Genomic DNA, 24,351 nt, shown 5'->3' on the forward strand with positions numbered 1-24,351 from the left:
GCTGCCTCCTTTGCGGGGCGTGCGATCAGGACGGTGCGTGGCCGGTGCCGCGGCCCTGGCCACGGCCGAGGGTGTACGGGTCGGCCTCCTCGCCGGGCTCGTCGAGCTCCGCGGCCTGCGCCGACAGCGGCGGGGCGATGTCCTCCAGGTCGCGCCGCGCCGCCTCGACGCCCATCGTGGCCTGCACGATGCCACCGATGATCATGACCACGGCGCCGACGACGTACCCGATGAAGATCTGCTTGGGTTCGCCGCTCTGGATGAGCGCGCCGAACAGCAGCGGGCCGCCGAAGCCGCCGACGATCGTGCCGGTGGCGTAGAAGAACGCGATGGCCATGGCCCGCGTCTCCATCGGGAAGATCTCGCTCACCGTCAGGTACGCCGCGCTGGCGCCCGCCGAGGCGAAGAAGAAGATGATGCACCAGGCGACGGTCTGTGTCGTGGCGTTCAGCACGCCGTTGCGGAACAGCACGCCGGTGATGATCAACAGGATGCCGGAGAGGATGTACGTGCCGGCGATCATCGGCTTGCGCCCGACCGAGTCGAACAGGCGCCCGAGCAGCAGCGGGCCGAGGAAGTTGCCGACCGCGAACGGGATCAGGTACCAGCCGACCGAGGACGACGAGACGCCGTAGATCTCGGTGAGCACCATCGCGTACGTGAAGAAGATGGCGTTGTAGAGGAACGCCTGGCCGGTGAAGAGCGACAGGCCGACGATGGTGCGCTTGGGGTACATCCGGAACACCACGCCGGCGATCTCGGCGATGCCCATCGGCGGGCGCTGCTTGATCCGGATGGTGCGCCGGGGCTCGATCAGTTCCTGGCCGGTCTCGCGGACCACCTCGTGCTCGATCTGCCGGGTGACGCGTTCCGCCTCCTCCTCGTACCCGTGCAGGAAGAGCCATCGTGGACTCTCCGGGACGTGCCGGCGGACCAGCAGGATCGCGAAGCCCATGATCGCGGCGAGGCCGAAGGCGAGCCGCCAGCCGATGTCCATCGGGAACCATTCGGGCCGCAGCAGCGCGACCGAGGCGAGCGAGCCGAAGATCGTGCCGATCCAGTAGGAGCCGCCGATGACCAGGTCGACGGCGCCGCGCACGCGGGCGGGGATGAGCTCGTCGACCGCGGAGTGGATGGCCGAGTACTCGCCGCCGACGCCGGCGCCGGTGATGACCCGGCAGACCAGGAACCAGATGAAGTTCATCGAGAACGCGGTCAGGATGCTGCCGGCCAGGAACACCGCCAGGGTGATCATGAACAGGCGTTTGCGGCCGAGCCGGTCGGCGAGCCGCCCGAAGTAGAGGGCGCCGGCGCACGCGCCGACGATGTACGCCGAGCCGGCGGAGCCGACCTGGGTCGCGGTCAGCTCGAGGCCGCTGCCGGGCTCGGACAGCCGGCCGCCGATGGCGCCGACGATCGTGACGGCGAGGCCGTCGAGGATCCAGACCGTACCGAGCCCGATGATCACCATCCAGTGCCACCGGGACCACGGCAGCCGGTCCATCCGCGCGGGGATGTTCGTCTCGATCGTCCGAAGTGTGGGGGTCTTTGTCGCCACGCCCGCCTCCCTGCAGCTGTAACCCGCTCGTCACAACCTGTAGGGGTCGGCTTTCCCGCCCGCGGCTATCCAAAACAGTCGATCAATGCGGGCCGACGGCGACGATGCGGACCGCCGCCGCGCCGGCCTCGTCGCTGGCCGCCAGGTCGACCTCCGCCTCGATGCCCCAGTCGTGGTCGCCCTCGGGGTCCTCGAAGACCTGGCGCACCTTCCACACCGCCGGGCCCTGCTCGATGTGCAGGAACGCCGGGCCGCGCGCGGACGGTCCGGTGCCGACCGTCGGGTACTCCTCGTAGTAGTCCTCGAGGGCCTCCATCCAGCGCTCGGTCGTCCAGCCGCTCTCGGCGTCGAGCTCGCCCAGCTCGTCGGCGCGGCGCAGGGCGAACAGCTCGACACGCCGGAACAGGGCGTTGCGCACCAGCACCCGGAACGCGCGCAGGTTGCGGGTGACCGCCGGCGGCTTGTCGTCCAGCGGCGACACCTCGGCGACCTCCGCGCCCGGGTTGCGCAGCCGCTCCCACTCGTCGAGCAGGCTGGAGTCGACCTGGCGGACGAGCTCGCCCAGCCATTCGATCAGGTCGGTCAGCTCTTCGGTACGCGCGTCCTCCGGCACGGTCTGCCGCAGCGCCCGGTACGCGTCCGCCAGGTAGCGCAGCACCAGCCCCTCGGAGCGGGACAGGCCGTAGAAGGACACGTACTCGGTGAACGTCATCGCGCGCTCGTACATGTCGCGGACGACGGCCTTGGGCTTGAGCTCGTAGTCGGCCACCCACGGGTGCCCGCGCCGGTACGTCTCGTACGCCGCGTCGAGCAGCTCCGCGAGCGGCTTCGGGTACGTGACCTCCTCCAGCAGCTCCATGCGCTGGTCGTACTCGATGCCCTCGGCCTTCATGGCGTTGACCGCCTCGCCCTTGGCCTTGAACTGCTGCGCCGACAGCACCTGCCGCGGGTCCTCCAGCGTCGCCTCGATGACCGACACGACGTCGAGCGGGTAGTCCGGCGACTCCCGGTCGAGCAGCTCCAGGCAGGCCAGCGCGAACGGCGACAGCGCCTGGTTGAGCGCGAAGTCGAGCTGCAGGTCGTCGACGAGCCGGTACGCGCCGTCGACCTTCTCGATGACCCCGCCGGCGAGCAGGGCCCGCGCGATGGCGATGGCCCGGCGGATGTGCCGGCGCTGCGCGGCGGGCTCCTCGTGGTTGTCGGTGAGCAGGTGCCGCATGGCCGCGAACGGGTCGCCGCCGCGGGCGATCACGTTGAGCAGCATCGCGTGCGACACCTGGAACGACGAGGTCAGCGGCTCGGGATCGGCCGCGACGAGCCGCTCGAACGTGGGCTGGCCCCAGCCGATCGTGCCCTCCGGCGGCTTCTTGCGCACGACCTTGCGGCGCTTCTTCGGGTCGTCGCCCGCCTTGGCGAGTGCGCGCTCGTTGTCGATGACGTGCTCGGGAGCCTGCACGATGACCGTGCCGAGGGTGTCGTACCCGGCGCGGCCGGCGCGACCGGCGATCTGGTGGAACTCGCGGGCCTTGAGCAGCCGGGTCTTCACACCGTCGTACTTGCTCAGGCCGGTGAACAGCACCGTGCGGATCGGCACGTTGATGCCGACGCCGAGGGTGTCCGTGCCGCAGATGACCTTGAGCAGGCCGGCCTGGGCGAGGGTCTCGACGAGCCGGCGGTACTTGGGCAGCATGCCGGCGTGGTGCACGCCGATCCCGTGCCGGACCAGCCGCGACAGCGTGCGCCCGAAGCCCGCGGTGAATCGGAAGTTTCCCAGCGCCGCGGCGATCGCGTCCTTCTCGGCGCGGGTGCACATGTTGATGCTCATCAGCGACTGGGCGCGCTCGAGGGCGGCCGCCTGGGTGAAGTGCACGATGTACACCGGCGCCTGGCGGGTGCTCAGCAGCTCCTCGATGGTCTCGTGCAGCGGCGTCATCGCGTACGAGAACATCAGCGGGACCGGCCGTTCGGCGCTGGCGACCACGGCGGTGGACCGGCCGGTGCGCCGGGCCAGGTCGTCGACGAAGCGCGAGGTGTCGCCGAGCGTGGCGGACATCAGCAGGAACTGGGCCTGCGGCAGCTCGATCAGCGGCACCTGCCAGGCCCAGCCGCGGTCCGGCTCGGCGTAGAAGTGGAACTCGTCCATGACGACCTGGCCGACGTCGGCGTCGGCGCCCTCGCGCAGCGCCAGGTTGGCGAGGATCTCCGCGGTGCAGCAGATGATCGGCGCGTCCGCGTTGACGCTGGCGTCGCCGGTGAGCATGCCGACGTTGTGGGCGCCGAAGACCGCGCAGAGGGCGAAGAACTTCTCCGAGACCAGCGCCTTGATCGGCGCGGTGTAGAAGGTGGTGCGCTTGTCGGCCAGGGCGGCGAAGTGCGCGCCGGTCGCCACCAGGCTCTTGCCGGAGCCGGTCGGGGTGTTGAGGATGACGTTCGCCCCGGTGGCGATCTCGATGAGCGCCTCCTCCTGGTGCGGGTAGAGCGTCAGGCCCTGCTCGGCGACCCAGGACTGGAAGGCCTCGAAGACGGCGTCGGGTTCGGCGGTGCCGGGCAGGCGATCGGTCAGATTCATGATTCGTCCAGTCTATGGGCCCTGCCCCGGCGCACAGCACCGTGGCCGGGCGCTGCGCGCGCCCGGCCACGGAAGGGACCTTGCTGTGGAGTTGTGCGGGTGACCTACGCGCCGAACGCCGCGTAGATCGGGCCGGCGACGCTGCCCGCGAGGCCGATGACGGCCGCGACGACGGCGATGGTGGAACCGATTCTCAGGCGCATCTCGGGAGCCTTCCGGTGCTGAACTGGCCTCGCTGGATCCAAGATTCGGCTCCGCCGGTTGCGCGGCGGGACCACCCTGGTTGCGAAACGGTTGCCTCAGCGCGGCCACCCGGCCAGCCGCTCGCGCAGCCGGGCCACGTCCTCGGCGCTGAGGCCGTACCAGGCGAAGCGGGCGTCGTCGAGGCGGTCCAGATAGCGGCCCGCGTCGGCCACCTCCTCGTCGTCGAGGCTCTCGTCGAGCGCGTGCGCCAGCTCCAGCACCCGTTCGAGGGGGTAGCGCTCCAGCGCCGCGGCCACGTCGATGTAGTCGCGCACCTCGCGCCGGTTCACCAGCGCCGCCACCTTCGAGGCGACCAGGTCGTCCAGGTGCATGACCGGGCCGACGTCCATGACCACGGGCGCGCGCCGCCGGTCGAGGCGGGTCAGCGTCAGCCGCAGCGCCCGGTGGCCGTCGGCGACGTGGTACTCGCGCAGGTCCTCGTCCATGCCCGCGAACATCTCGTCGCCCACCTCCCGGAACACCTGGTAGCCGGCCCCGGTCAGCGCCCCGGTGACGTCGGCGGCGGCCGCCTCCACCGCGCCGGCGGTGTCGGTGAACAGGTCGATGTCTTCGGTGGGCCGGCGCACCAGCCCGTTGACCAGCCAGGCCACGCCGCCGCCCAGCACGAACCCGTGCCGCTCCCCCACCTTCAGGGCGATCGTGGCGACGTCGCGGTAGAAGTCGTCGATGTGCGCAGTCACCGGCAGACCGTACCGGTCACCTCCGACAGAAAATCACCTTGAACGTGGTACCCACGCCCGGGCTGCTGGTCACCTCGATGCGGCCGCCGTGGTCGGTGACGATGCGGTGCGCGATGGTCAGGCCCAGCCCGGTGCCGCCGGTGGCGCGCTGGCGGGCCGGGTCGGCGCGCCAGAACCGGTCGAAGACGCGTTGCAGGTCGCCGGGCGCGATGCCGACACCGGTGTCCTGCACGGTCAGCACGGCCTCGCCCGCCTCCTCGCGCACCCGCAGCAGCACGTGCCCGCCCGCGTCGGTGTAGCGGATCGCGTTGGTGAGCAGGTTGCCCAGCACCTGGCGCAGCCGGTCCGGGTCGCCCTCGATCCACACCGGGGCGGGGGCGTCGACGGTCATCGCCACCCCGGCCTCGGCGGCCACCGCCCGGTGCGCCGTCGCGCCGCCCGAGACCACGTCCGCGAGGTCGAGCGGCGCGAACGTGTAGCCCAGGTCCCCCGCCTCGGCCAGGGCGAGGACCTGCAGGTCGTCGAGGATGCGGCGCTGCAGCAGGGTCTCCTCGTGCAGCGACGCGAACAGCTCCCGGCTCGGCTCGACCACCCCGTCGGACAGGCCCTCCAGGTAGCCGCGCAGGTTCGACAGCGGCGTACGCATCTCGTGGGCGACGTCGGCGATGAGCCGGCGCTGGCGCTCCTCGCTGCGCTGCACGGCCTCGGCCATCGCGTTGAACGACTCGGACAGCCGGGCCAGCTCGCTGCTGCCGGTCGCCGGGACGCGCACGTCGAGCCGGCCGTCGGCGAGCAGCCGGGACGCCTCGGTGAGCCGGCGCACCGGCAGGCTGACCCGGCGCGCGATCAGCGCCGTGCCGGCCAGCGCGACCAGCACCAGCCCGGCGGTGCCGAGCAGGGCCGGCTGCCGCAGCTCGCCGAAGCCGGTGTCGGGACGCGCGCCGAGGTACAGCTGCAGCGGTACGGCCGCGGGGGCGCTGACGCCGGTGGTGAAGGCCGCGCGGACACAGTCCGGGCTGTCCTCGGACTTCTGGGTGCAGCGGATGTACACGTTCCCGATCTCACCCAGCCAGGCCGTGTCCGCCACGACCTTGGTACTGGCGCGCTGCACGCACTCCCGGTTCCCGGACACCTGCACCGCGGTCAGGTACGGCACCCGGTCCGTGCTCAGCGCGGCCCCGTCGCCCTCGATGCAGCGGATCGCGATGAGCGCCGCCCGGTACTGGGCCGCCTGCCGCAGCATCAGCATCGGCGGCGAGCCGTAGGCCCGGTCGACGGGTTCCGGGCCGAACAAATCCTCCGGCAGCCCGAGCGTCAGGAGGTACTTCACCCCGGCGGCCACTGCCCCGGGGGCTGCCGCGGGCGGGGCGGCACCGGCGGGAGCGTCGAAGGTACGGGTGATCGCCGGGGACAGCGCCGGGCGCGGGTCGATGCCCAGCGCGGTGCCCTGCACCGGCCCGGACGTGCGCCCGTCGAGGTTGTCGGAGTCGACGAGCACCACGCCGTCCTGGGTCCGCAGCTGGATGTGCAGGCCGGTGTCGCGGGACAGCTGGGCGACGAGCCGGTCCAGGCCGGGCCAGCGCCCGCGCAGCAGGCCGAAGCGCTGCACGGCCTCCACGATCGCCGTCTGGTGCTCCACCGCGGCGCGCTGCGACAGCCGTACCTCACGCGAGGTGAGGCTCAGCGTCAGCCAGGCGGTGGCGCCGATCGCCGTCACCGCCACGATCATGACGAGCAGGAACACGCGCAGCCGGAAGCTGCGGAAACTCACCGCTCGGCCATCCGGTAGCCGCGGCCGTAGACCGTCTGCACGTACCGCGGCTCGGCCGGGTTCGCCTCGATCTTGCGGCGCAGGTTCACCACGTGGGCGTCGACCGTACGCTCGGACACGTCGTGCTCGAAGCCGAACGTCTTGTCGATGATCTGCCCGCGGGTGAAGACCCGGCCCGGCTCGCGGGCGAGCAGCTCGACGATGCCGAACTCCTTGGCGGTGAGGTTCACCGGCGTGCCGGCGACGCGCACCTCGAAGCGGCCGGGATCGACCTCCAGGTCGCCGACACGCAGGACCGACGCCGGGCCGTCGGCGGCGCCCGTACGCCGCAGCAGCGCGCGCACCCGGGCGGTCAGCTCCCGCGGGCTCACCGGCTTGGCGAGGTAGTCGTCCGCGCCGATGTCCAGCCCCAGCAGCATGTCGTTCTCCGAGGACCGCGCGGTGACCAGCAGGATCGCGATGCTGGACTCGGCACGCAGGATCCGGCACACGTCGAGGCCGTCCACCAGCGGCATCATCACGTCCAGCACGACCAGGTCGGGCCGGCGCGACCGGGCCATCTCCAGCGCCGCCCGGCCGTCACCCACGGTGAGCACCTGATGGCCCTCGCGCTCGAGGTACAGGCGGATGAGCTGGGCGTGCTTCGGGTCGTCGTCGGCCACCAGGATCCGTGCGGTCACCCGTCGGATTCTGGCCCAGCAGGGCAAACGCGGCCAAGGAATGTGCGGTTCCTGTGAAGATCCGCCACCGGTTCCGGTGGCCGTACGGATCCGCGAAGGATCCTCACAAGTTCTGCACAGGAGCGCTCCTACGGTTCGGCACGCGAACCGCCGTCAACGACAGGAGCGCCCCGATGTGTGGTCTCAGCGTCTTCGTGAGCAGCCGTCCGAACGCCGGCGTGCCCGACCCCGAGTCGGCCGCCGCGTTCGCCGACGCGCTGGAGACGATGCATCACCGCGGCCCGGACGACACCCGCGTCGAGTTCGGCGACGGGCTGGCGTTCGGCTTCAAGCGCCTCGCGATCATCGACCGGGCCGAGAGCGCCCAGCCGGCCCACTACCCCGTCGACGGGCCGCAGGCCGGGCGCTGGACGGTGGTCTTCAACGGCGAGATCTACAACTACCGCGAACTGCGCGCCGACCTGGTCCGCGAGCACGGTGCCACGTTCGCCACCCACGGCGACACCGAGGTGCTGGCCGCCGCGTTCCACCACTGGGGCGCCGCCGCCCTGCCCCGGCTGCGCGGGATGTTCGCGTTCGCGGCGTACGACCACTGGACCGGCACGCTGCACGCCGCCCGCGACCCGTTCGGCATCAAGCCGCTGTACGTGCTGGAGACCGCCGACGGGGTGTTCCTGGCGAGTGAGCGCAAGGCGCTGCTGCCGTTCAGCGGTGACTCCGGGGCGGCGCTGGACACCGACGCGCTCGCGCACTACATGACCCTGCAGTACGTGCCCGACCCGCTCACCCTGCACCGGCACGTCCGGCGCCTGCCGCCCGGGCACCGGCTGACCTGGACGCCCGGCGGCGGGCTGCGCCGGGAACGCTACTTCCGGCCGTCGCTGCGGCCGCTGCACGTGCAGCCCGAGGCGGCGTACCACGCCATCCGCGACGCGCTGCGCGACAGCGTCCGCCGGCACCTGCACGCCGAGGTCCCGGTCGGCGCGTTCCTGTCCAGCGGCGTCGACTCGTCGGCGATCGTGGCGCTGGCCCGCGAGCAGCGGCCGGACCTGCACGCGTTCACGGCCGGCTTCGCGCACGAGGGATACTCCGAGATCGAGGTCGCCCAGGACACGGCCGCGCAGCTCGGCGTCCGGCTCACCCCGACCGTGGTCACCGAGGACGACGTGATCCGGGAGCTGCCGCGCATCGTCCAGCTGCTCGACGACCCGGTCGCCGACCCCTCGCTGATCCCGCTGTACTTCCTGGCGCGGACCGCCTCGCGGTACGTGACCGTGGTGCTGTCCGGCGAGGGCTCCGACGAGCTGTTCGGCGGGTACACGATCTACCGGGAGCCGATGTCGCTGGCCGGCATCGGGCGGCTGCCCGCCGGGATGAGGCGCGGCCTGCGCGGGCTGTCCCAGGTCATTCCCGAGGGCATGCGCGGGCGCAGCTTCCTCGAGCGCGGCACCACGCCGATCGAGGAGCGCTACTACGGCAACGCGCGGATCTTCTCCCCCGCCGAGAAGGCCGAGCTGCTGCGGTTCACCGCCGAACCGCACACGGCGATCACCTCCCACCTGTACGCGGAGACCGCCGACGTCGACGACGTGGCCTCCATGCAGTACGTCGACCTGCACACCTGGCTGCCCGGCGACATCCTCACCAAGGCCGACCGGATGTCCATGGCGCACTCGCTGGAGCTGCGCGTGCCCTTCCTCGACCAGGCCGTGTACGCGGCCGCCGCCGGCCTGCCGACCGAGCTGAAGCTGCCGCACGGCTCCCGCACCACCAAGCACGCCCTGCGCGAGGCCATGCGCGGCATCGTCCCCGAGTCCGTCCGGGAGCGCCGCAAGCTGGGCTTCCCCACCCCCACCCGGCTGTGGCTCAAGGGCGCGATCGGCGACTGGGTCAGCGCGCTGCTCACCGCCTCGCAGGCCGGGCACCTGGTGGACCTCGGGTACGCCCAGCGCCTGCTGGCCGAGCACCGCGCGGGGGTGGCCGACAATTCCCGCAAGGTCTGGACGGTGGCGATGTTCTGCCTGTGGCACGCGATCACCGTGGAGAAGGCGATCGACCCGGCGCCCGCGCGGGTGGCGTACCCGGTCGTCAGCGCCGGATGATCGCCCTCAGCGCCCGCACCGCCCGGCCGAAGGGTCAGGGGTGAGGCTGATCCGGATCGCCGTGGCCGCGCTGACGCTGGCCGGCGTCACCGCGTGCGGCGATCCTCCCCGGCCGGCCGGGACCCCGGCCGAGCGGCGCCCGGTGGCGGCTCCCGTCCGCGCGAAGCCGGCCCCCGTGATCGCCTACCCGGCACGCGGGCACGGACACTGGCGCACCGCCCCCGGCACCGCACGCACGGCGGGCCGGAGCGGGTCGCTGCTGCGCTACCGGGTGCTGGTCGAACGTGACATCACGGGCCTCGCGCCCGCCTCGTTCGCCGACGCGGTCGCCGCCACGCTGGCCGACCCGCGCGGGTGGACCGCCGGCGGCACGCTGCGGCTGCGGCGGGTGGGACCGGGGCAGGCGTACGACTTCACGGTGTACCTGGCGACGCCGCGTACCCGCGACCGGCTGTGCCGCAGCGCGGTGGACGAGTACACGTCGTGCCGCAACGGCGACTGGGTCGTGCTGAACGTGGCGCGCTGGGTCAAGGGCGTGCCCGGGTACGGTGCTCCGCTGTCGGTGTACCGGCAGTACATGGTCAACCACGAGGTCGGGCACCGGCTCGGCCACGGCCACGAACGCTGCCCCGGCGCGGGCCGGCCGGCGCCGGTGATGCAGCAGCAGACGCTGGGCCTGCACGGCTGTACGCCCAACCCGTGGCCGTACCGGGCCGGCAGGCGCTACGGCGGCCGCGTGGGCGCGTACGACGATCCGGTCCCCGCCCCCGACCGCGGCCGCGCCGGCTGATACCGGGTGCGCCCCGACGGCCTCATGGCAGGAGCAGGTTGACGTCGCCGAACTCGTGCCAGCGGTAGCCGCCCTCCAGCGCCGCCTCGTAGCAGCGCCGGAGGAGCGGCGTCCCGGCGATCGCGGCGAGCATGTCCAGGTGGGAGGCGCGCGGCTCGTGGAACCCCGTGAGCAGCCCGTCCACCACCCGTACCCCTCGCTCCGGCGTGACCACCAGGTCGGTCCAGCCGCTCGCCGGGCCGTCCCACGCGGTCTCGAGGGCGCGGACCGCGGTGGTGCCCACTGCGATGACGCGGCCGCCGTCGGCCTTGGCGTCGGCGACCGTGCGCAGGGTGGTCGCCGGCACGGCGAAACGCTCCGGGTACGGGCGTTCGTGCGCCTCCGGCGACGCCACCCCGGTGTGCAGGAGCACGGGTGCGAGCAGCACGCCCGCGGTCACCAGCCGGGTCACCAGCTCGTGGGTGAACGGCCGCCCGGCGCTGGGCATCTCGGCGCTGCCCGGGTGCACCCCGAACACCGTCTGGTACGCGCTCAGCGGCCACGGCCGGGGCACGTACGAGTAGCGGATCGGCGCGCCGTGGGCGTACAGGTAATCGGTGACCGTGGCGGCCGCACCGGTGTCGACGTCGGCGACCCACAGCCGGCCCCTCGAGTACGCCTCCCGCAACGTGACGGCCCCGCCCCCGGCCAGCGCGTACCGCTCGCCGGGGGCCGCGCCGGCGTACGGGCCCGCCGGGCCGCGCAGTTCGATCAGCCAGGCGCCGTCCGCGGTGGCCGTGGAGAAGTGCACGCTCAGCGGGCTCCCGGCGACCGGTACGGCGGCCGGCAGCGTCCCGGAGGTGTTGACCACCAGCACGTCGCCGGCGCGCAGCACCCCGGGCAGATCGGTGAACCGGTGGTGGCCGATCGCGCCGGTGCCGCGCCGCGCGGTGAGCATCCGCACGCCGTCGCGGGGCTCGGGCGGCCGGTCCGCCTCCAGCCGGGCGGGCAGCTCGAAGGCCGGCAGCGTGGCCGTCATCGGGCGGCTCCGGTGGCGGCCAGGTCGGCCAGGCGGACGCGGCCCGACGGCGGGGCGCCGGCGAGCAGCCGCAGGAAGGCCGGCACCACCGACTCCGGCGGCGGCCGGTCGCCGATGTCCTCGCCGGGGAACGCCTCCTGGTGCATGCGGGTCCGCAGGTCGCCCGGGTCCACCGCCCACACCCGTACGTCCGGCTCCTCCGCGGCCAGCACGCGGCTCGCCTGCTCCGCGGCGGCCTTCGCGGAGCCGTACCCGCCCCAGCCCGGGTACGGCTCCACGGCCGCGTCGGAGGTGACCGTGACGATCGCCCCGCGGCGCTCGCGCAGGGCCGGCAACGCCAGCTGGATCAGGGCGAGCGGGGCGAGCGTGTTCACCTCGTACACCTCGCGCAGCACCTCCAGCGGGTAGGCGGCGAGCGGTGGCTGCGGGCTCGGCCCGAGGATGCCCGCGTTGTTGACCAGCAGGTCCGGTCCGCCGAGCCGGTCGGCCGCCGCGACCAGCTCGCCGCGGTGGACAGGGTCGGTGACGTCCCCCGGCACGGCGACGACGGCCCGCGCGCCGGCGGATCTCAGCCGGTGCGTGGCGGCGGTGAGCTCGGCGGCGGTGCGGGCATCGGTGACCAGGTCCCACCCCGCCGCGGCGAGGCCTGCGGACAGCGCGTACCCGAGTCCCCGGGACGCGCCGGTGATGATGGCGACGACCATCGTGGATCTCCCTTCGACGCCACCGACGCTAGGGCGGCCGCGGCGGCCCGCCATCGGGCCGCGGACGCAGCCGGGACCGGACCTTGGACCTACGTCGCGGGCCCGATCCGCCGGTGGCCGCCCGCCGGTACGGTGCAGGGGTGTCCGGCTGCGACCGCGAGGAACTGCGTCAGGTCAGCGAGGCGGTGCTCGCCGTCACCGCCCGCCTGTCGGTGCGCGATGTGCTGCAGACGATCGTCGCGGCGGCGCGCCGGCTGCTCGACGCCCGGTACGCGGCGCTGGGCGTGCCCGGCCCCGGGGACACGTTCGCGGAGTTCCTCACCGACGGCATCAGCGACGAGCAGTGGAAGGCGATCGGGCCGATGCCGCACCGGCACGGCCTGCTCGGCGCGATGCTGCTCGACCCGGAGCCGGTCCGCCTCGCCGACGTGCGCTCGCACCCGCGGTTCGGCTGGTGGCCCGCGGCGCACCCGGTGCTCGCCGACTTCCTCGGCATGCCGATCGTGCACGACGGCGAGATCCTCGGGACCCTGTTCCTGGCCAACAAGCAGGTCCCGGGCGGGTTCACCGCCGCCGACGAGGAGCTGCTGCGGCTGCTCGCCGGGCACGCGGCGATCGCGCTGACCAACGCGCGGCTGTACGAGCGCAACCGCGAGCTGTCGGTCGTGGCCGAACGTCATCGGATCGCCCGGGAGCTGCACGACGCGGTGGCGCAGAAGCTGTTCAGCCTGCGGCTGACCGCCGACGCCGCCGCGGCGCTGGTCACCCGCGACGCCGAACGGGCGCGGGCGGAGCTGGACACCGTACGCCGGCTCGCCGCCGAGGCCGCCGAGGAGCTGCGCGCCATCGTGGAGGGGCTGCGCCCGGCCGACCTCGCCGGTGACGGGGTGGGCGCCGCGCTGCGCAAACACGTGGAGGTGCTGGACCGGGCGCACCGGCCGGCGGTGCGCTTCGCGGGCGGGCCGGTGCCGCGGCTGACGCCCGAGCGGGAGGAGGCGGTCTACCGCGTCGGCCAGGAGGCGCTGCACAACGCGCTGCGCCACGCCGACGCGAGCGTCGTGACGGTCGCCGTCCACGCCGGCGAGCGGTCGGTGGTGCTGGAGGTGACCGACGACGGGCGCGGGTTCGACCCGGGCACGCCGTCACGCCAGTACGGCCTCGCGTCGATGCGCGAGCGGGCCCGCGCGGCGGGCGGCCGGCTGCGGGTACGGTCCGCGCCCGGCGCCGGCACCACCGTACGGCTGGAGGTGCCCGCCGATGCCTGAGCCGATCCGCGTGCTGGTGGTCGACGACCACCCGGTCGTCCGGCAGGGCTTGCGCACGTTCCTGGATCTGCAGGACGACATGACCGTGGTGGGCGAGGCCGCCGACGGCGCCGGGGCAGTGACCGCGGCCGGCGAGCTGTCCCCCGACGTGGTGCTGCTGGACCTGCGGATGCCCGGCGCCGACGGCATCGCCGCGCTGCGCGGCCTGCGGGAGGCGGGCAGCGCCGCCCGGGTGCTGGTGGTCACGAGCTTCACCGAGCCGTCCGCCGTGCTGCCGGCCGTGCACGCCGGCGCCGCCGGGTACGTCTACAAGGACATCGACCCGCCCGCGCTGGCCTCGGCGATCCGCTCGGTGCACGCCGGTCACGTGCTGCTGCACCCGGACGTGGCACGGCTGCTCACCGAGGGGCGGGCCGGGCCGGGCGACCCGCAGCTGACGCCCCGCGAGCGGGAGGTCCTCGCGGCAATCGCGCGGGGCCGCGCCAACCGGGAGATCGCCCGGCAGCTGGGGCTGGCGGAGAAGACCGTGAAGACCCACGTCAGCGCGATCCTCACCAAGCTGGGGCTGCAGGACCGCACGCAGGCCGCCCTCTACGCGGTGCGCGCGGGGCTGGTGGACGGCTGACCGGTCAGCGGCGCTTCCCGCGGTCGCGTGGTGGCATCGGATCGTCGTAGACGCCGGAGGCCCCCGCGTAGCGCTCGCCGTCGCGGTACGGCCACGGGTTCGGCGTACAGCCGTGCAGGCCCAGCGTCTGCTGCTGCATCACCGGCGCCGGCTCACCCTCGCCCGGACAGCGCTCATGGCCCCGGCCGAGCCGGTGCCCCACCTCGTGATTGACCATGTACTGCCGGTACACCGACAGCGGAGCACCGTACCCCGCAACCCCCTTCACCCAGCGCGCCACGTTCAGCACGACCCGGTCGCCGTTGCGGCACGACGTGTACCCGTCCGGGACGTCCTGGCACAGCTCGTCGCGGGTACGCGGGGTGACCAGGTAGATCGTGAAGTCGCGCGGCTCCCGGGCGCCCACCCGGCGGAACGAGCGCTCCCCGCCCGCCGACCACCCGCGCGGGTCGCCCAGCGTGGCCCGTACGGTCCGGGCGAAGCCGCTCGCGCTGATCCCGGCGATGTCCCTCTCCACCAGCACCCGGTAGCGCAGCACCTGCCCGCGCGGCCGGAACGGGGACTCGGCCGGCGCGGCGGTGAACGCGCCGCTGCCGGCCTCCGGGTACGTGATCGGCATGGACGCCACCTTCGGGCTCGGGACCGGTGCCGATTCTGCCGGTACGAACGCCGGAGCGTGGGGAGCCGGCGCACAGCCGGCGAGAACGGCGACGACCGTCAGGGGCGCGAGGCGGCGGACATGCACGGTTTTCTCCTTCGCCGATCAAGGTCAGTGCGAAGGAGGAGACCCGTGGGCGCCCCGGAAAGTTGACGACGCCGGCCGTCAACCTTTCCCGGGGGCCGCCCGTCCTAGGTGGTGAGCTGGTGGCGCGCTCCGGTGCGCTCCGCGCCGATGCCGGCCGCCACCACGAAGCCGATGCCCGCGACCGGCACCCAGCCCGGCCGCTGCCCCAGCACCAGGAACCCGATGACCAGGGCGAACGCCGGCTCCAGGCTCATCAGCGTGCCGAACGCGGCGGTGGTGAGCCGGCGCAGCGCGAGGAACTCCAGCGCGAACGGCACCACCGGCAGCATCACCGCCAGCCCCAGCCCGGCGAGCAGCAGTTCCCCCGTCAGCCGCGGGAACACGGACGGGCCCGCGACCAGCGTCGCGGTCAGCGCGGCGACCGGCATGGACACCCCGAGGCCGCGCAGCCCGGTGACCTCGTCGCCCACCCGCTGGGTGAGGACGATGTACGCCGCCCAGCACAGCGCCGCCGCCAGCGCGAACAGCACGCCCACCGGGTCCGCCCCGCCGTGCCACGGCTGGGTCAGCAGCACGACCCCGGCCGCGGCCAGCGCCGGCCACAGCGTGGTGCCGCGCCGGCCCCGGACCACCGCCACGCCCAGCGGGCCGAGGAACTCCAGGGCGCTGGCCGTACCCAGCGGCAGCCGGGCGATCGCGGCCATGAACAGCAGCGTGACGCCGCCGGTGGCGACGCCGAGCGCGACGCAGGCCAGCAGCGCGCGCCGCTCGAAGCGCCACACCGGGGGCCGGACCAGGACGGCCAGGATCAGCCCGGCCCAGGCCAGCCGCAGCCACGCGGTGCCCTCCGCGCCGAGGCGGTCGATGAAGCCGACGGAGACGGCCAGGCCGAGCTGGACGAGCAGCATCGACGCCACGGCCATCGCCGCGCCGGTACGGGCTCCGGTGCCCACGGCCGGCGTCCTCACTGCTGCGGGCGGGCGTGCAGGACGGTCAGCACGACGTCGTCCTCCGTCGCGCCGAGGAAGTGCTCGAGGAGATGGTCGCAGACCTCCTCCGGCCCGGGGTGCGCCCGCTGCCGCAGCACGTCCACCAGCTCGGCGATGCCCTCGTCCAGGCCGGTGCCGCGCCGCTCGATGAGGCCGTCGGTGTAGAAGACGACCATCGCGCCGGGCGGCAGCTCGACGGTGTGCTCGGTGCGGCCGGGCCGGAACCGGGTGCCCAGCAACGCCTCGCTGCGGGTGTCCAGCAGGCGTACGGAGCCGTCCGGCAGCAGCAGGACCGGCGGCGGATGACCCGCATTCGACCAGCGCAACGTCCGTACGCCGGCCGCCTCCTGCTCCGCGTCCTGTTCCACGTTGGCCAGCGCGCAGGTGGCGAGCATGCCCACGCCGAAGCCCGCCATGGCGTCGTCGAGCGCCGTCAGCAGCCCGGCCGGACCGCCCGCCAGGGTGTACGCGATGCCCCGCAGCAGGTTGCGCACCTGGCTCATCGCGGCGGCCGCGTACCGGTCGTGCCCGGTCACGTCGCCCACCACGATCGTCAGCCGCCCGTCCGGCAGCACGAACGAGTCGTACCAGTCGCCGCCGATCTGGGCGCCCTCCGCGGCCGGCTGGTAGCGCACCGCCACCCGCAGGTGGTCGGGCTGCGCGGGCGGCACCAGCAGGCTGCGCTGCAGCGCCTCGGCCATCTCCCGCTGGATCGTCGCCGCGTGCCGCTCCGCCTGCCGGGCCCGGATCCGGTTCAGGCCCTGCGACAGCGCGGTGCCGATCAGCCGGATGAACCCCAGGTACGCCTCGTCCACGGCCAGGTGCGGGCTCAGCCCGGCGACCAGCACCGCGTTGCCCCGCGTCGGCGGCGCACCGGCCAGGCGCACCCACGCCCGCCGCCCGCCGAGGTGGTCCTCCACGACGACGTCCCCGTCGGGCATCGCCGGCGCGGCGCCCGCCCGCTCGGGCAGCAGGATGTCCACGCCGGCCAGGTCGCGGGGCGCTTCCCGCAGCAGCGGCAGCGCCCGCGCGAGCAGGCCCGGCACGTCGTCGAGGTCGGCGAGCCGGTCGTTGAGCCGGCTCAGCAGCGCCAGGCGGCGGCTGCCGAGCACGAAGGCGGTGGTCTCCGAGGCGATGTCGATGACGCCCTCGATCGCGCCGTCCCGCCCGTACACCGCCGAGTAGGAGAAGGTGAAGTAGGTCTCCTCCAGAAAGCCGCGGCGGCCCATCAGCAGCCGCATGTCCTCGACCCAGGTGGCGCCCCGGCCGGCGGCCACCGACCGCAGCATCGGGCCGATCTCGTCCCAGATCTCCGCGAACACGTCGGCGGTACGGGCGCCCAGCGCGGCCGGGTGCTTGTCGCCGATCATCTCCACGTACGCCTCGTTGTAGACGAGCACGAACTCCGGCCCCCACAGCAGGGTCACCGGCGCCCGGGTGCGCAGCGCTAGGTCGAGCGTCGAGCGCAGCGCGGGGCTCCAGCCGTCCACCGGTCCCAGCGACGTCGCGGCCCAGTCGACGCGCTCGTACGCCTCCCGCAGCGTCCCGGCGGCGTCGAAGAGATCGGTCACCTGCTGAATCTAGCGGGCCGCCCGCCGCAGCTTCACGGTGCTGTCCGTACGGTCCCCCGCGCTCGGGTGCTCGGCGCACCGCAGCACCTCCCACTCCCCCGGCGCCAGGTCCAGCCCGGCCAGCAGCTCCGCCGGCGACGGGAAGACGATCGGCGGGTGCTCCTCGCCGGGACCGTGGCCCTGGTGGCTCTCGATGAGCAGGATGCCGCCCGGTGCGACGGCGTCCGCGGCCCGCCGCAGGATCCGCTCCCGCGGGAAGTCGCCGTACGAGTACAGGAACTGCGAGGACACCAGGTCGAAGGTGCCCCCGGGGAAGGACCGCTGAAGGTCGTGCCGCTGCACCTCGACGGCCACCCCGGCCTCGTCGGCGGCCACGGCGACCCGGCGCAACGCCACCTCGGAGACGTCCACGGCGGTGACGGCCCAGCCCTGGCGGGCCAGCCAGACGGCGTCGCCGCCCTCCCCGCACCCCACGTCCAGGGCGGTGCCGGGGGTCAGGCCGTCCACCTCGTGCACCAGGGCGGCATTGGGGTTGCCGCTGAACATCCGGTCGGCGGTCGCGTACCGCTCGTCCCACGTCGTCGCATCGCTCATGATCCGAGCGTGGACCGCGCCGGCCGCGGCGGCAAATGTCGTTGCCGGACCGGCAAAGTGGAGCGTCAGCCCGCGCGGCGCCGGGCGCGGCGGGCCGCCAGCTCGTCGCCCGCGGCCGGTTCGGCCGGTACGCCCACCGGCTGTGCCTGCGTGGCCGGTTCGGCGGGCAGGTGCGACAGCGAGCCCTGGATCTCCTTGAACGCCCCGCCGATCGCGATGCCGAAGACGCCCTGGCCGCCCTGCAGCAGATCGACGACCTCCTCCGGCGAGCGGCACTCGTACACGGTCGTGCCGTCGGAGATCAGCGTGATGCCGGCGAGGTCCTCGACCCCGCGCGAGCGCAGCGTCTCGATCGCCTTGCGGATGTTCTGCAGCGACACCCCGGCGTCGAGCAGCCGTTTGACCACCTTGAGGACGACCAGGTCCCGGAACGAGTACAGCCGCTGCGTGCCGGAGCCGGACGCGTCGCGGATGCTCGGCACGACCAGCGTGGTACGGGCCCAGTAGTCGAGCTGGCGGTAGCTGATGCCGACCGCCTGGCACGCGGTCACACCGCGATACCCGACCTCGCCGTCCGCGCCGACGCTGACGCCCTCCTGAGGATCTGAGCCGTGCACGCGACTACCTCCCCGCTGCGCGGTGCCGCTTCACCTGGACTTCACGAGCCTATAACTCAGCGTGCCCGGAAACAGGGAGGTAATGCCGCGACACGCCGCGTACGGAGGAGCCGGACATATGGTCACCATCGATGCGGCGGAGCGCAAAAACGGCCCCCACCAGCGGCGGGAGCCGTGCGCACCGGTCGTCGACCCGGACGTGGTGAACCCGGGCTTCGTCAGCCGGCGAAATCCTCCGGGCGGACCTGGTCGAGGAATTCGCGGAACTTCTCGACCTCGTCCTCCTGCTCGTCCGGGATGACGATGCCGGCCTCGGTCAGCACCTGGTCGGCACACCGGATCGGCGCGCCCACCCGCAGCGCCAGCGCGATCGAGTCGCTCGGCCGGGCCGACACCCGCAGGTCGTCGCCGATCAGCAGGTCGGCGTAGAAGACGTTCTCCTTGAGCTCCGTGATCTCGACCGCCTTCAGCGGCGCCTCGAGCGCCGTGAGGATGTCCCGGAGCAGGTCATGGGTCAGGGGCCGGGCCGGTTTCACGCCCTGCTGCTCGTACGCGATGGCGGTCGCCTCCACCGCGCCGATCCAGATCGGCAGGTACCGATCGCCGTCGACCTCCCTGAGCAGGACGATCGGCTGGTTGCTGGGCAGCTCCACCCGAACTCCGACCACGCTCAGCTCGCGCACCGCCCGCCTCCGTGTCGCACGTCGTCGCCGCCCCGTCGATCACCGTCGAAACGGCGACCTCAGGCTTCTTCCCGCCCTATCCTGCACGGTACACGGACGCCCTGGGACGAGCGCCACACGAGGTCCGTGTCCGATCCCACTCGGCATACCCGCCGCGACGCGGCCCAACCTCGCCGGTCCGCTGGTCACGGAGGGGTCCGCACGCCACCGCGGTACGCGGCGCCGCGATGATGTTCAGCGCTGGGCGTAACCTCAGCGCCCGAGGGTGTCACGCAGGCCGGCCCGGACCAGCGCCGCGTGCAGCCGCTGCGACAGGGCCTGCAGCTCGCGCGCCGTCTCGGCCGCACGGGCCCGCGCCGCCGGGTCCTGCTGGCGCACCAGCGGCGCCAGCAGCTGCGTGAACAGGCCCACCTCGCGGTCGGCGCCGGCGCGGAACGCCCGCAGGTGGCGCGCCTCGAGGCCGTGGCGGGTCAGCCCGACCACCGCCTCGACGATCACCACCGCGTCGCCGTCGTACCAGCCCGGCGGGCGCGAGACGACCAGGCCGATCCGCTCCAGCTCGGTGAGCAGCTGCTCGCCGATGCCGGTGCGCTCGACGAGGTCCGCCCGCGACACCCGGGTGTCCGCCGCCTCGGCGGCGGCCTCCGTCTCCGAGCCGACGGCCACCAGGGTGGGCCGCTGCCGGCTCAGCGGGTCGTCCCCGCGCTCCAGCGCCTCCAGCTGCTCGCGGATCACCCGGAGCGGGAGGTACTGGTCGCGCTGCGCGGTCAGCACGAAGCGCAGCCGCGCCACGTCGTTCCACGAGTACTTGCGGTAGCCGGAGGCGGTGCGCTGGGGGTCGACCAGCCCTTCCGCCTCCAGGAACCGGAGCTTCGAGATCGTCGTGTCCGGGAACTCCGTCCGCAGCTGGGCCAGCACCTCCCCGATGCTCATCAGCGCAGCGTCACGGCCCGGGCGTGCGCCCGGGTCCTGCGCGGCCGCCCCCGACGGGTTCACGCCCCGCCGCCCTCGCCCTCCGGCCGCGGACCGGCGATGAAGACCAGCCGGAACTTGCCGATCTGGACCTCGTCACCGTTGCTCAGCGTCGCGGATTCCACCCGCTCCCGGTTCACGTACGTGCCGTTGAGCGAGCCGACGTCGCGGACCGTGAAGGTGCCCCCGTCGCGGTGGAACTCGGCGTGCCGGCGCGAGACCGTCACGTCGTCCAGGAAGATGTCGCTGTCGGGGTGCCGGCCGCTGGTCGTCACGTCGTGGTCCAGCAGGAACCGCGCACCCGCGTTCGGGCCGCGGCGCACCACGAGCAGTGCCATCCCGGGGGGCAGCGAACCGGACATCCGGCTCGGCACCACGTCGGTCTCAGGCCCCTCGAGCACCTCGTCGAGCGCACCGAGGTTCAGCGTGGACGTGACGTCGAGTGGGGGGAACTCGTCGTCTGGGCGCGTCATGGACCACCTCACGGATCTGTTTCGGTCGCCGCCCGACGACCAAGGGTGAGCAGGCCGGACGTGGGGTCCGGAGCGCAGCGCCCCCCGCCGCCGCAGCCCGGAGGCCCGGACGCACGACTATCGGTTTCGAAGTAATAACGGTTCTACAGGTGCTCCGCGAGCCTAGTCAGCGCGGATATACCGGGCAACCAGACGCGCGGACGTTCACGATCAGCTGTCGGTCAGCGCCCGGTACGCCTCGGCGTCCAGCAGGCTGCCGAGCGCCGCAGGGTCGTCCGGCGCGATCTCGACCAGCCAGCCGGCCGCGTACGGCTCGGCGTTGATCAGCTCGGGCTCGTCGGCCAGCGTGGCGTTGCGGGCGACCACCGTGCCCGCCACCGGCGCGTACAGCTCGGAGACGCTCTTGGTCGACTCGATCTCGCCCAGCTGGTCGCCGGCCTGCACCACCGTGCCCTCGTCGGGCAGCTGCACGTAGACGATGTCGCCGAGCGCGTCCTGCGCGAAGTGGGTGATGCCCACGCGCACGGGACCGGTGCCGTCGCCGGACACCCACTCGTGCTCGGCCGTGTACCGCAGATCCTCAGGAATCACACATTCCTCCGTTGAGAAGCGCACCCGCTCAGGACACCGGGCGCGCGTACTGCAGGCTGGCTGGCTGTCGTACCGCGGTCACGTCGACCGCGGCGCGTTGCTCCATGGTCACGTTACCGCCGGCCTGGTGCACCGATTCGACCACCCCACCGGGGATCTGCAGCGCCGTCTGCATGGTCGACGGCACCCCGATCACCCAGAGCGTGTACGGACCGCTGAGCTGCTTGCCGTCGACGATGATCTCCCCGCCGGCCGCGTCGACGAAATACGACGACGCCACGATCCGCACGGTGACCCCGTTGCCGCCGACCAGCTCCATCACCTCGCCCTGGGCGCCGCGCAGCTCCTGCACGGCGTTCAGGATCGCGGACGCCTTGATCGGCTGGCCCTTCGGGTCGATGACGATCTTCAGGCCCGGGCCGTGGGCCGGCAGCGTGCCGGACAACAGGCCCAGCTCACCGGCCCGCTTCTCCGCCTCGGCCAGCGCCGCCTGCCGCCCGGCGACCCCGGACGTGAGCTGCCGCTGACTCTCCTCCAGGCCGCTGATCTCCTGCTGCAGCCGCTGGTCGCGCGCCTCGAGGTCGGACAGGATCCGGACGAGGTCCTCCTGGCGTGCCGAGGCCAGCCCGGAGTCGGCGTCGTTGCTGCGCAGCTGCACGACCAGCGTGAAACCGAACAGCGCCAGCAGCACCCAGATCAGCGCCCCGGCCGACGACAGCCGCCGCCACGGCGCGACGGCCGGCGCCTCGCTCACCGTTTCAGGTGACGCCGCCGGGACCGGTTCGGCCGGCCCGTCCGGGTCCGGCACGTGTGGCCGGGACGCCTCTTCCGGTACGGCCGCAGCAGGCTCGGAGGTCACCGGTTCCGGAACCGGCCCGGCCGCCGCGGGCACGGCCGGGGGCGGCGGGGCCGTCAGGCGAACCGTCGGCCCGTCGGCCTCGATCGGCACGTCATGCACGTCATGCACCTCGTGCGCAACGTCATGCGACTCGGCGCCGGCCACGTCCGGAGCCGCGTCGCCCGGCTCCGGCGAGGGCTCGCCGGGCGGCCCGATGCGCGCGGTCTTCTCGTCGTCCGTCATCGCGCCGCCCTACGCCCGGAACAGGTGCCGGCGGATCGCCGCCACGTTGCCGAAGATACGCACCCCCAGGACCACCACGACACCCGTCGACAGCTGCCCGCCCACGCCGAGCTGATCGCCCAGGTACACGATCAGCGCCGCCACCACCACGTTCGCAATGAACGACACCACGAACTGCTTGTCGTCGAAGATGCCGTCCAGCTTCGCCCGGACGCCGCCGAACACCGCGTCGAGCGCGGCCACCACCGCGATCGGCAGGTACGGCTGCAGCGCCGGCGGCACGGTGGGATGGAACACGATGCCGAGCACGACACCGGCGATCAGGGCGAGTACGGCGATCATCGGCCGCCTTTCGACGGGGAGCCGGCCGCGGAGGGCGCGGGCGCGGACGGGGTGGCCTGGCGCAGGTTCGGCTGGGTCGCCGCGTCGAGCGTGACGCCGTGGACGTCCGAGACGTCGTACGACATGCCGTACTTGCTGTTGAGGGCGCGGAAGAACTTGCCGGCCGCGCCGTCGCGGAAGTCGTCGGCGAGCGAGCCCGGCCCCACCGCGACCACCTGGTACGGGGTGGTGACCGGTCGCAGGTCGACGAGGATCGCCTCGCCGGCCTGCCGGATCGCCGACGTCGCGGTGAGCCGCTGCCCGTTGATCGCGACGGCCTCCGCGCCGGCCGCCCACAGCGCGTTCACGGCCAGCTGCAGGTCGGTGTCGCGGACCCGGGCCTCGTTCTCGCGCTCGCCGGTCACCGGGTCGATCGGGGTGGGCCCGTCGCCGACGGTGATCCGGGCGCCGGAGCCCTTGACCGGCGCGAACCCGGTCTGCGCCTCGAGCCCGCGCAGCTTCGCCACGGCCGCGCCGCCCAGCTGCTGCTCGCGCAGGCCGGCGACCTCGGCCCGCAGCCGTTCGGCCCGCTCCTGCAGCTGGGCGGTCTCCTCACGGCGGCTCTGCACCTGGTCGACGAGGGTGTCCCGGGCCTGGGTGCGGGCCGGCTCGTCGGCCATCGTCTGCTGGTACGCCACCACGAGCAGGAACCCGAGCGCGACGAGCGTGAGACTGCTCACGCCCTTGATCACCTGCCGCCGTACGCCGGTCGGCCCCTCACCGCGCTGCCGGCGGGCGGCCGCGTCGGCGTACCCGGGGTCCAGGGGGTTGCGGAACAACTCGGTCAGGAAGTCAGGAGTGAACCGCGGCTGCCGGGCGTCGGCGCCGCCGTCGGGCGTGGTCATCCGGCGACAGCCTCGCGTGCGGACGCGGCCCGGTCGGCGCGCAGCAGGGCCCGGGTCTGCGCCAGATACAGCACGGCGGCGGCCCAGTACAGGCCGAGCGCCCACCAGGCCAGGCCCCAGCCGATCGGCCCGGCAACGCTCTCCGCCGCGGGCACCGCCTCGGCCAGCAGCAGCACCGGGAACGCCCCGAGCAGCACGAACGTGCCGGTCTTGCCGACGTAGTGCACGGGCGGCGGGCCGTACCCGTGCCGGCGCAGCACCATCAGCGCCACCCCGAGCACGGCCTCGCGCAGCAGCAGCGCCGCGGTCAGCCACCACGGGACCACCTCGCGCACGGTGAAGCCGACGAGCGTGGCCAGGATGTACAGCCGGTCGGCGAACGGGTCGAGCAGCTCGCCCAGCCGGCTCACCGAGTTCATCCGGCGGGCGACGTACCCGTCGACCCAGTCGGTGGTGCCGCCGAGCGCGAGCACCACGACCGCTGCGACGTCGTGGTGCGGCCCGAGCAGCAGATAGAGGAACAGCGGCACGCCGAGCAGGCGCACGAAGCTGATCACGTTGGGGAGCGTCCAGATGCGGTTGGTGGCCGTCATGGGCGCAGCCTGCTGCGACATCGCGCCCCCTCTCCCCTGCGACTCCGGCCCCGGGCCCCCACCCGCGGACGTCACCAGCGGCGGAAGAGGCCTCGCGGCCGTCCCCCGGGCCGCTGGGCACGCCGGTCCGCGCGCTCGCCGAGCCACTATAACCAGCCGCGCCCGAGGGCCGGATCACCCGTGCCGCACC

24 protein-coding genes are annotated in these 24,351 nt (G+C 73.6%); 4 read left to right on the forward strand and 20 right to left on the reverse strand.

The genetic code is table 11. The features are described from left to right. Positions 1-25: 25 nt before the first annotated feature. From COUCH_RS21315 to COUCH_RS21335, 5 genes are all read right to left on the reverse strand, one after another. The gene (locus COUCH_RS21315; protein WP_249606936.1) at positions 26-1,558 is read right to left on the reverse strand and encodes an MFS transporter; all 1,533 of its coding nucleotides are present in this window, start codon (positions 1,556-1,558) and stop codon (positions 26-28) included. Positions 1,559-1,640: 82 nt separating this feature from the next. Continuing rightward, entirely contained in the window at positions 1,641-4,127 is a 2,487-nt protein-coding gene (locus tag COUCH_RS21320) for a DEAD/DEAH box helicase (protein WP_249606937.1), read from the reverse strand. Positions 4,128-4,426: 299 nt separating this feature from the next. Continuing rightward, positions 4,427-5,071: a nucleotidyl transferase AbiEii/AbiGii toxin family protein gene (locus COUCH_RS21325; protein ID WP_249606938.1), complete on the reverse strand. Its 645-nt coding sequence runs from the start codon at positions 5,069-5,071 to the stop codon at positions 4,427-4,429. Between the two features lie 16 nt (positions 5,072-5,087). Further along, positions 5,088-6,842: a sensor histidine kinase gene (locus COUCH_RS21330; protein WP_249606939.1), complete on the reverse strand. Its 1,755-nt coding sequence runs from the start codon at positions 6,840-6,842 to the stop codon at positions 5,088-5,090. Continuing rightward, the gene (locus COUCH_RS21335; RefSeq protein WP_249613778.1) at positions 6,839-7,531 is read right to left on the reverse strand and encodes a response regulator transcription factor; all 693 of its coding nucleotides are present in this window, start codon (positions 7,529-7,531) and stop codon (positions 6,839-6,841) included. Before COUCH_RS21335 ends, COUCH_RS21330 begins: the two co-directional genes overlap by 4 nt. Positions 7,532-7,695: 164 nt before the next feature. Between COUCH_RS21335 and asnB the strand changes: the two genes are divergently transcribed. Next, positions 7,696-9,624: an asparagine synthase (glutamine-hydrolyzing) gene (gene asnB / locus COUCH_RS21340; RefSeq protein ID WP_275979955.1), complete on the forward strand. Its 1,929-nt coding sequence runs from the start codon at positions 7,696-7,698 to the stop codon at positions 9,622-9,624. 40 nt (positions 9,625-9,664) lie between these two features. Then, positions 9,665-10,414 (forward strand): DUF3152 domain-containing protein, encoded by a 750-nt coding sequence (locus COUCH_RS21345; protein WP_249606941.1) that lies wholly within the window; start codon positions 9,665-9,667, stop codon positions 10,412-10,414. Between the two features lie 22 nt (positions 10,415-10,436). Here the strand turns inward: COUCH_RS21345 and COUCH_RS21350 are convergent, their stop codons facing one another. Together COUCH_RS21350 and COUCH_RS21355 are read right to left on the reverse strand one after the other, a co-directional pair. Further along, on the reverse strand, positions 10,437-11,432 hold the full coding sequence (locus COUCH_RS21350) for an S-adenosylmethionine:tRNA ribosyltransferase-isomerase (RefSeq protein ID WP_249606942.1): 996 nt from the start codon (positions 11,430-11,432) through the stop codon (positions 10,437-10,439). Beyond that, positions 11,429-12,136, reverse strand: coding sequence for an SDR family NAD(P)-dependent oxidoreductase (locus COUCH_RS21355; RefSeq protein ID WP_249606943.1), 708 nt, complete (start codon positions 12,134-12,136; stop codon positions 11,429-11,431). The genes COUCH_RS21350 and COUCH_RS21355 overlap by 4 nt, the downstream gene beginning before the upstream one ends. Positions 12,137-12,276: 140 nt before the next feature. Between COUCH_RS21355 and COUCH_RS21360 the strand changes: the two genes are divergently transcribed. Continuing rightward, complete coding sequence (locus COUCH_RS21360) at positions 12,277-13,401, forward strand: GAF domain-containing sensor histidine kinase (RefSeq protein WP_249606944.1); 1,125 nt, start codon at positions 12,277-12,279, stop codon at positions 13,399-13,401. Continuing rightward, complete coding sequence (locus COUCH_RS21365; protein ID WP_249606945.1) at positions 13,394-14,026, forward strand: response regulator; 633 nt, start codon at positions 13,394-13,396, stop codon at positions 14,024-14,026. The genes COUCH_RS21360 and COUCH_RS21365 overlap by 8 nt, the downstream gene beginning before the upstream one ends. Positions 14,027-14,030: 4 nt before the next feature. Here the strand turns inward: COUCH_RS21365 and COUCH_RS21370 are convergent, their stop codons facing one another. The 13 genes from COUCH_RS21370 to COUCH_RS21430 all read right to left on the reverse strand — a co-directional run bounded on the left by COUCH_RS21370 (position 14,031) and on the right by COUCH_RS21430 (position 24,182). Continuing rightward, a complete protein-coding gene (locus COUCH_RS21370) occupies positions 14,031-14,645 on the reverse strand; it encodes a DUF3152 domain-containing protein (RefSeq protein ID WP_249606946.1) in 615 nt (204 codons plus the stop codon). Between the two features lie 230 nt (positions 14,646-14,875). Beyond that, on the reverse strand, positions 14,876-15,724 hold the full coding sequence (locus COUCH_RS21375) for an EamA family transporter (RefSeq protein ID WP_249606947.1): 849 nt from the start codon (positions 15,722-15,724) through the stop codon (positions 14,876-14,878). A gap of 11 nt (positions 15,725-15,735) precedes the next feature. After that, positions 15,736-17,331: a PP2C family protein-serine/threonine phosphatase gene (locus COUCH_RS21380; RefSeq protein ID WP_249606948.1), complete on the reverse strand. Its 1,596-nt coding sequence runs from the start codon at positions 17,329-17,331 to the stop codon at positions 15,736-15,738. Between the two features lie 9 nt (positions 17,332-17,340). Beyond that, on the reverse strand, positions 17,341-17,925 hold the full coding sequence (locus tag COUCH_RS21385) for a class I SAM-dependent methyltransferase (protein WP_249606949.1): 585 nt from the start codon (positions 17,923-17,925) through the stop codon (positions 17,341-17,343). Between the two features lie 65 nt (positions 17,926-17,990). Continuing rightward, complete coding sequence (locus tag COUCH_RS21390; protein WP_249606950.1) at positions 17,991-18,542, reverse strand: MerR family transcriptional regulator; 552 nt, start codon at positions 18,540-18,542, stop codon at positions 17,991-17,993. A 218-nt stretch (positions 18,543-18,760) separates the two neighbouring features. Further along, positions 18,761-19,225 carry a bifunctional nuclease family protein gene (locus tag COUCH_RS21395; RefSeq protein ID WP_249606951.1) on the reverse strand — a complete coding sequence of 155 codons (465 nt, stop codon included), beginning with the start codon at positions 19,223-19,225 and terminating at the stop codon, positions 18,761-18,763. Between the two features lie 252 nt (positions 19,226-19,477). Beyond that, positions 19,478-20,158 carry a transcriptional regulator FtsR gene (locus COUCH_RS21400; RefSeq protein WP_249606952.1) on the reverse strand — a complete coding sequence of 227 codons (681 nt, stop codon included), beginning with the start codon at positions 20,156-20,158 and terminating at the stop codon, positions 19,478-19,480. A 59-nt stretch (positions 20,159-20,217) separates the two neighbouring features. After that, positions 20,218-20,670 carry an oxoglutarate dehydrogenase inhibitor Odhl gene (gene odhI / locus COUCH_RS21405; protein WP_067499957.1) on the reverse strand — a complete coding sequence of 151 codons (453 nt, stop codon included), beginning with the start codon at positions 20,668-20,670 and terminating at the stop codon, positions 20,218-20,220. A 210-nt stretch (positions 20,671-20,880) separates the two neighbouring features. Further along, a complete protein-coding gene (gene gcvH / locus COUCH_RS21410) occupies positions 20,881-21,261 on the reverse strand; it encodes a glycine cleavage system protein GcvH (RefSeq protein ID WP_249606953.1) in 381 nt (126 codons plus the stop codon). Between the two features lie 28 nt (positions 21,262-21,289). Then, positions 21,290-22,204: a DUF881 domain-containing protein gene (locus tag COUCH_RS21415; RefSeq protein ID WP_430640990.1), complete on the reverse strand. Its 915-nt coding sequence runs from the start codon at positions 22,202-22,204 to the stop codon at positions 21,290-21,292. Positions 22,205-22,351: 147 nt separating this feature from the next. Then, positions 22,352-22,684 (reverse strand): small basic family protein, encoded by a 333-nt coding sequence (locus COUCH_RS21420; protein ID WP_071803906.1) that lies wholly within the window; start codon positions 22,682-22,684, stop codon positions 22,352-22,354. Next, a complete protein-coding gene (locus COUCH_RS21425) occupies positions 22,681-23,568 on the reverse strand; it encodes a DUF881 domain-containing protein (protein ID WP_249606955.1) in 888 nt (295 codons plus the stop codon). The genes COUCH_RS21420 and COUCH_RS21425 overlap by 4 nt, the downstream gene beginning before the upstream one ends. Then, positions 23,565-24,182 carry a CDP-alcohol phosphatidyltransferase family protein gene (locus COUCH_RS21430; RefSeq protein WP_249606956.1) on the reverse strand — a complete coding sequence of 206 codons (618 nt, stop codon included), beginning with the start codon at positions 24,180-24,182 and terminating at the stop codon, positions 23,565-23,567. The genes COUCH_RS21425 and COUCH_RS21430 overlap by 4 nt, the downstream gene beginning before the upstream one ends. Positions 24,183-24,351: the final 169 nt, after the last annotated feature.

This window comes from Couchioplanes caeruleus (assembly GCF_023499255.1).
Classification (GTDB): Bacteria; Actinomycetota; Actinomycetes; order Mycobacteriales; family Micromonosporaceae; genus Actinoplanes; species Actinoplanes caeruleus_A.

What these genes read in the sequence shown, in the direction of transcription:
- COUCH_RS21320 (WP_249606937.1), bottom strand. Translation starts at nt 4,127, where the DNA reads ATGAATCTGACCGATCGCCTGCCCGGCACCGCCGAACCCGACGCCGTC.
- asnB (WP_275979955.1), top strand. Translation starts at nt 7,696, where the DNA reads ATGTGTGGTCTCAGCGTCTTCGTGAGCAGCCGTCCGAACGCCGGCGTG.
- COUCH_RS21350 (WP_249606942.1), bottom strand. Translation starts at nt 11,432, where the DNA reads ATGACGGCCACGCTGCCGGCCTTCGAGCTGCCCGCCCGGCTGGAGGCG.
- COUCH_RS21355 (WP_249606943.1), bottom strand. Translation starts at nt 12,136, where the DNA reads ATGGTCGTCGCCATCATCACCGGCGCGTCCCGGGGACTCGGGTACGCG.
- COUCH_RS21365 (WP_249606945.1), top strand. Translation starts at nt 13,394, where the DNA reads ATGCCTGAGCCGATCCGCGTGCTGGTGGTCGACGACCACCCGGTCGTC.
- COUCH_RS21370 (WP_249606946.1), bottom strand. Translation starts at nt 14,645, where the DNA reads ATGCCGATCACGTACCCGGAGGCCGGCAGCGGCGCGTTCACCGCCGCG.
- COUCH_RS21385 (WP_249606949.1), bottom strand. Translation starts at nt 17,925, where the DNA reads ATGAGCGATGCGACGACGTGGGACGAGCGGTACGCGACCGCCGACCGG.
- COUCH_RS21400 (WP_249606952.1), bottom strand. Translation starts at nt 20,158, where the DNA reads ATGAGCATCGGGGAGGTGCTGGCCCAGCTGCGGACGGAGTTCCCGGAC.
- odhI (WP_067499957.1), bottom strand. Translation starts at nt 20,670, where the DNA reads ATGACGCGCCCAGACGACGAGTTCCCCCCACTCGACGTCACGTCCACG.
- COUCH_RS21420 (WP_071803906.1), bottom strand. Translation starts at nt 22,684, where the DNA reads ATGATCGCCGTACTCGCCCTGATCGCCGGTGTCGTGCTCGGCATCGTG.
- COUCH_RS21425 (WP_249606955.1), bottom strand. Translation starts at nt 23,568, where the DNA reads ATGACCACGCCCGACGGCGGCGCCGACGCCCGGCAGCCGCGGTTCACT.
- COUCH_RS21430 (WP_249606956.1), bottom strand. Translation starts at nt 24,182, where the DNA reads ATGTCGCAGCAGGCTGCGCCCATGACGGCCACCAACCGCATCTGGACG.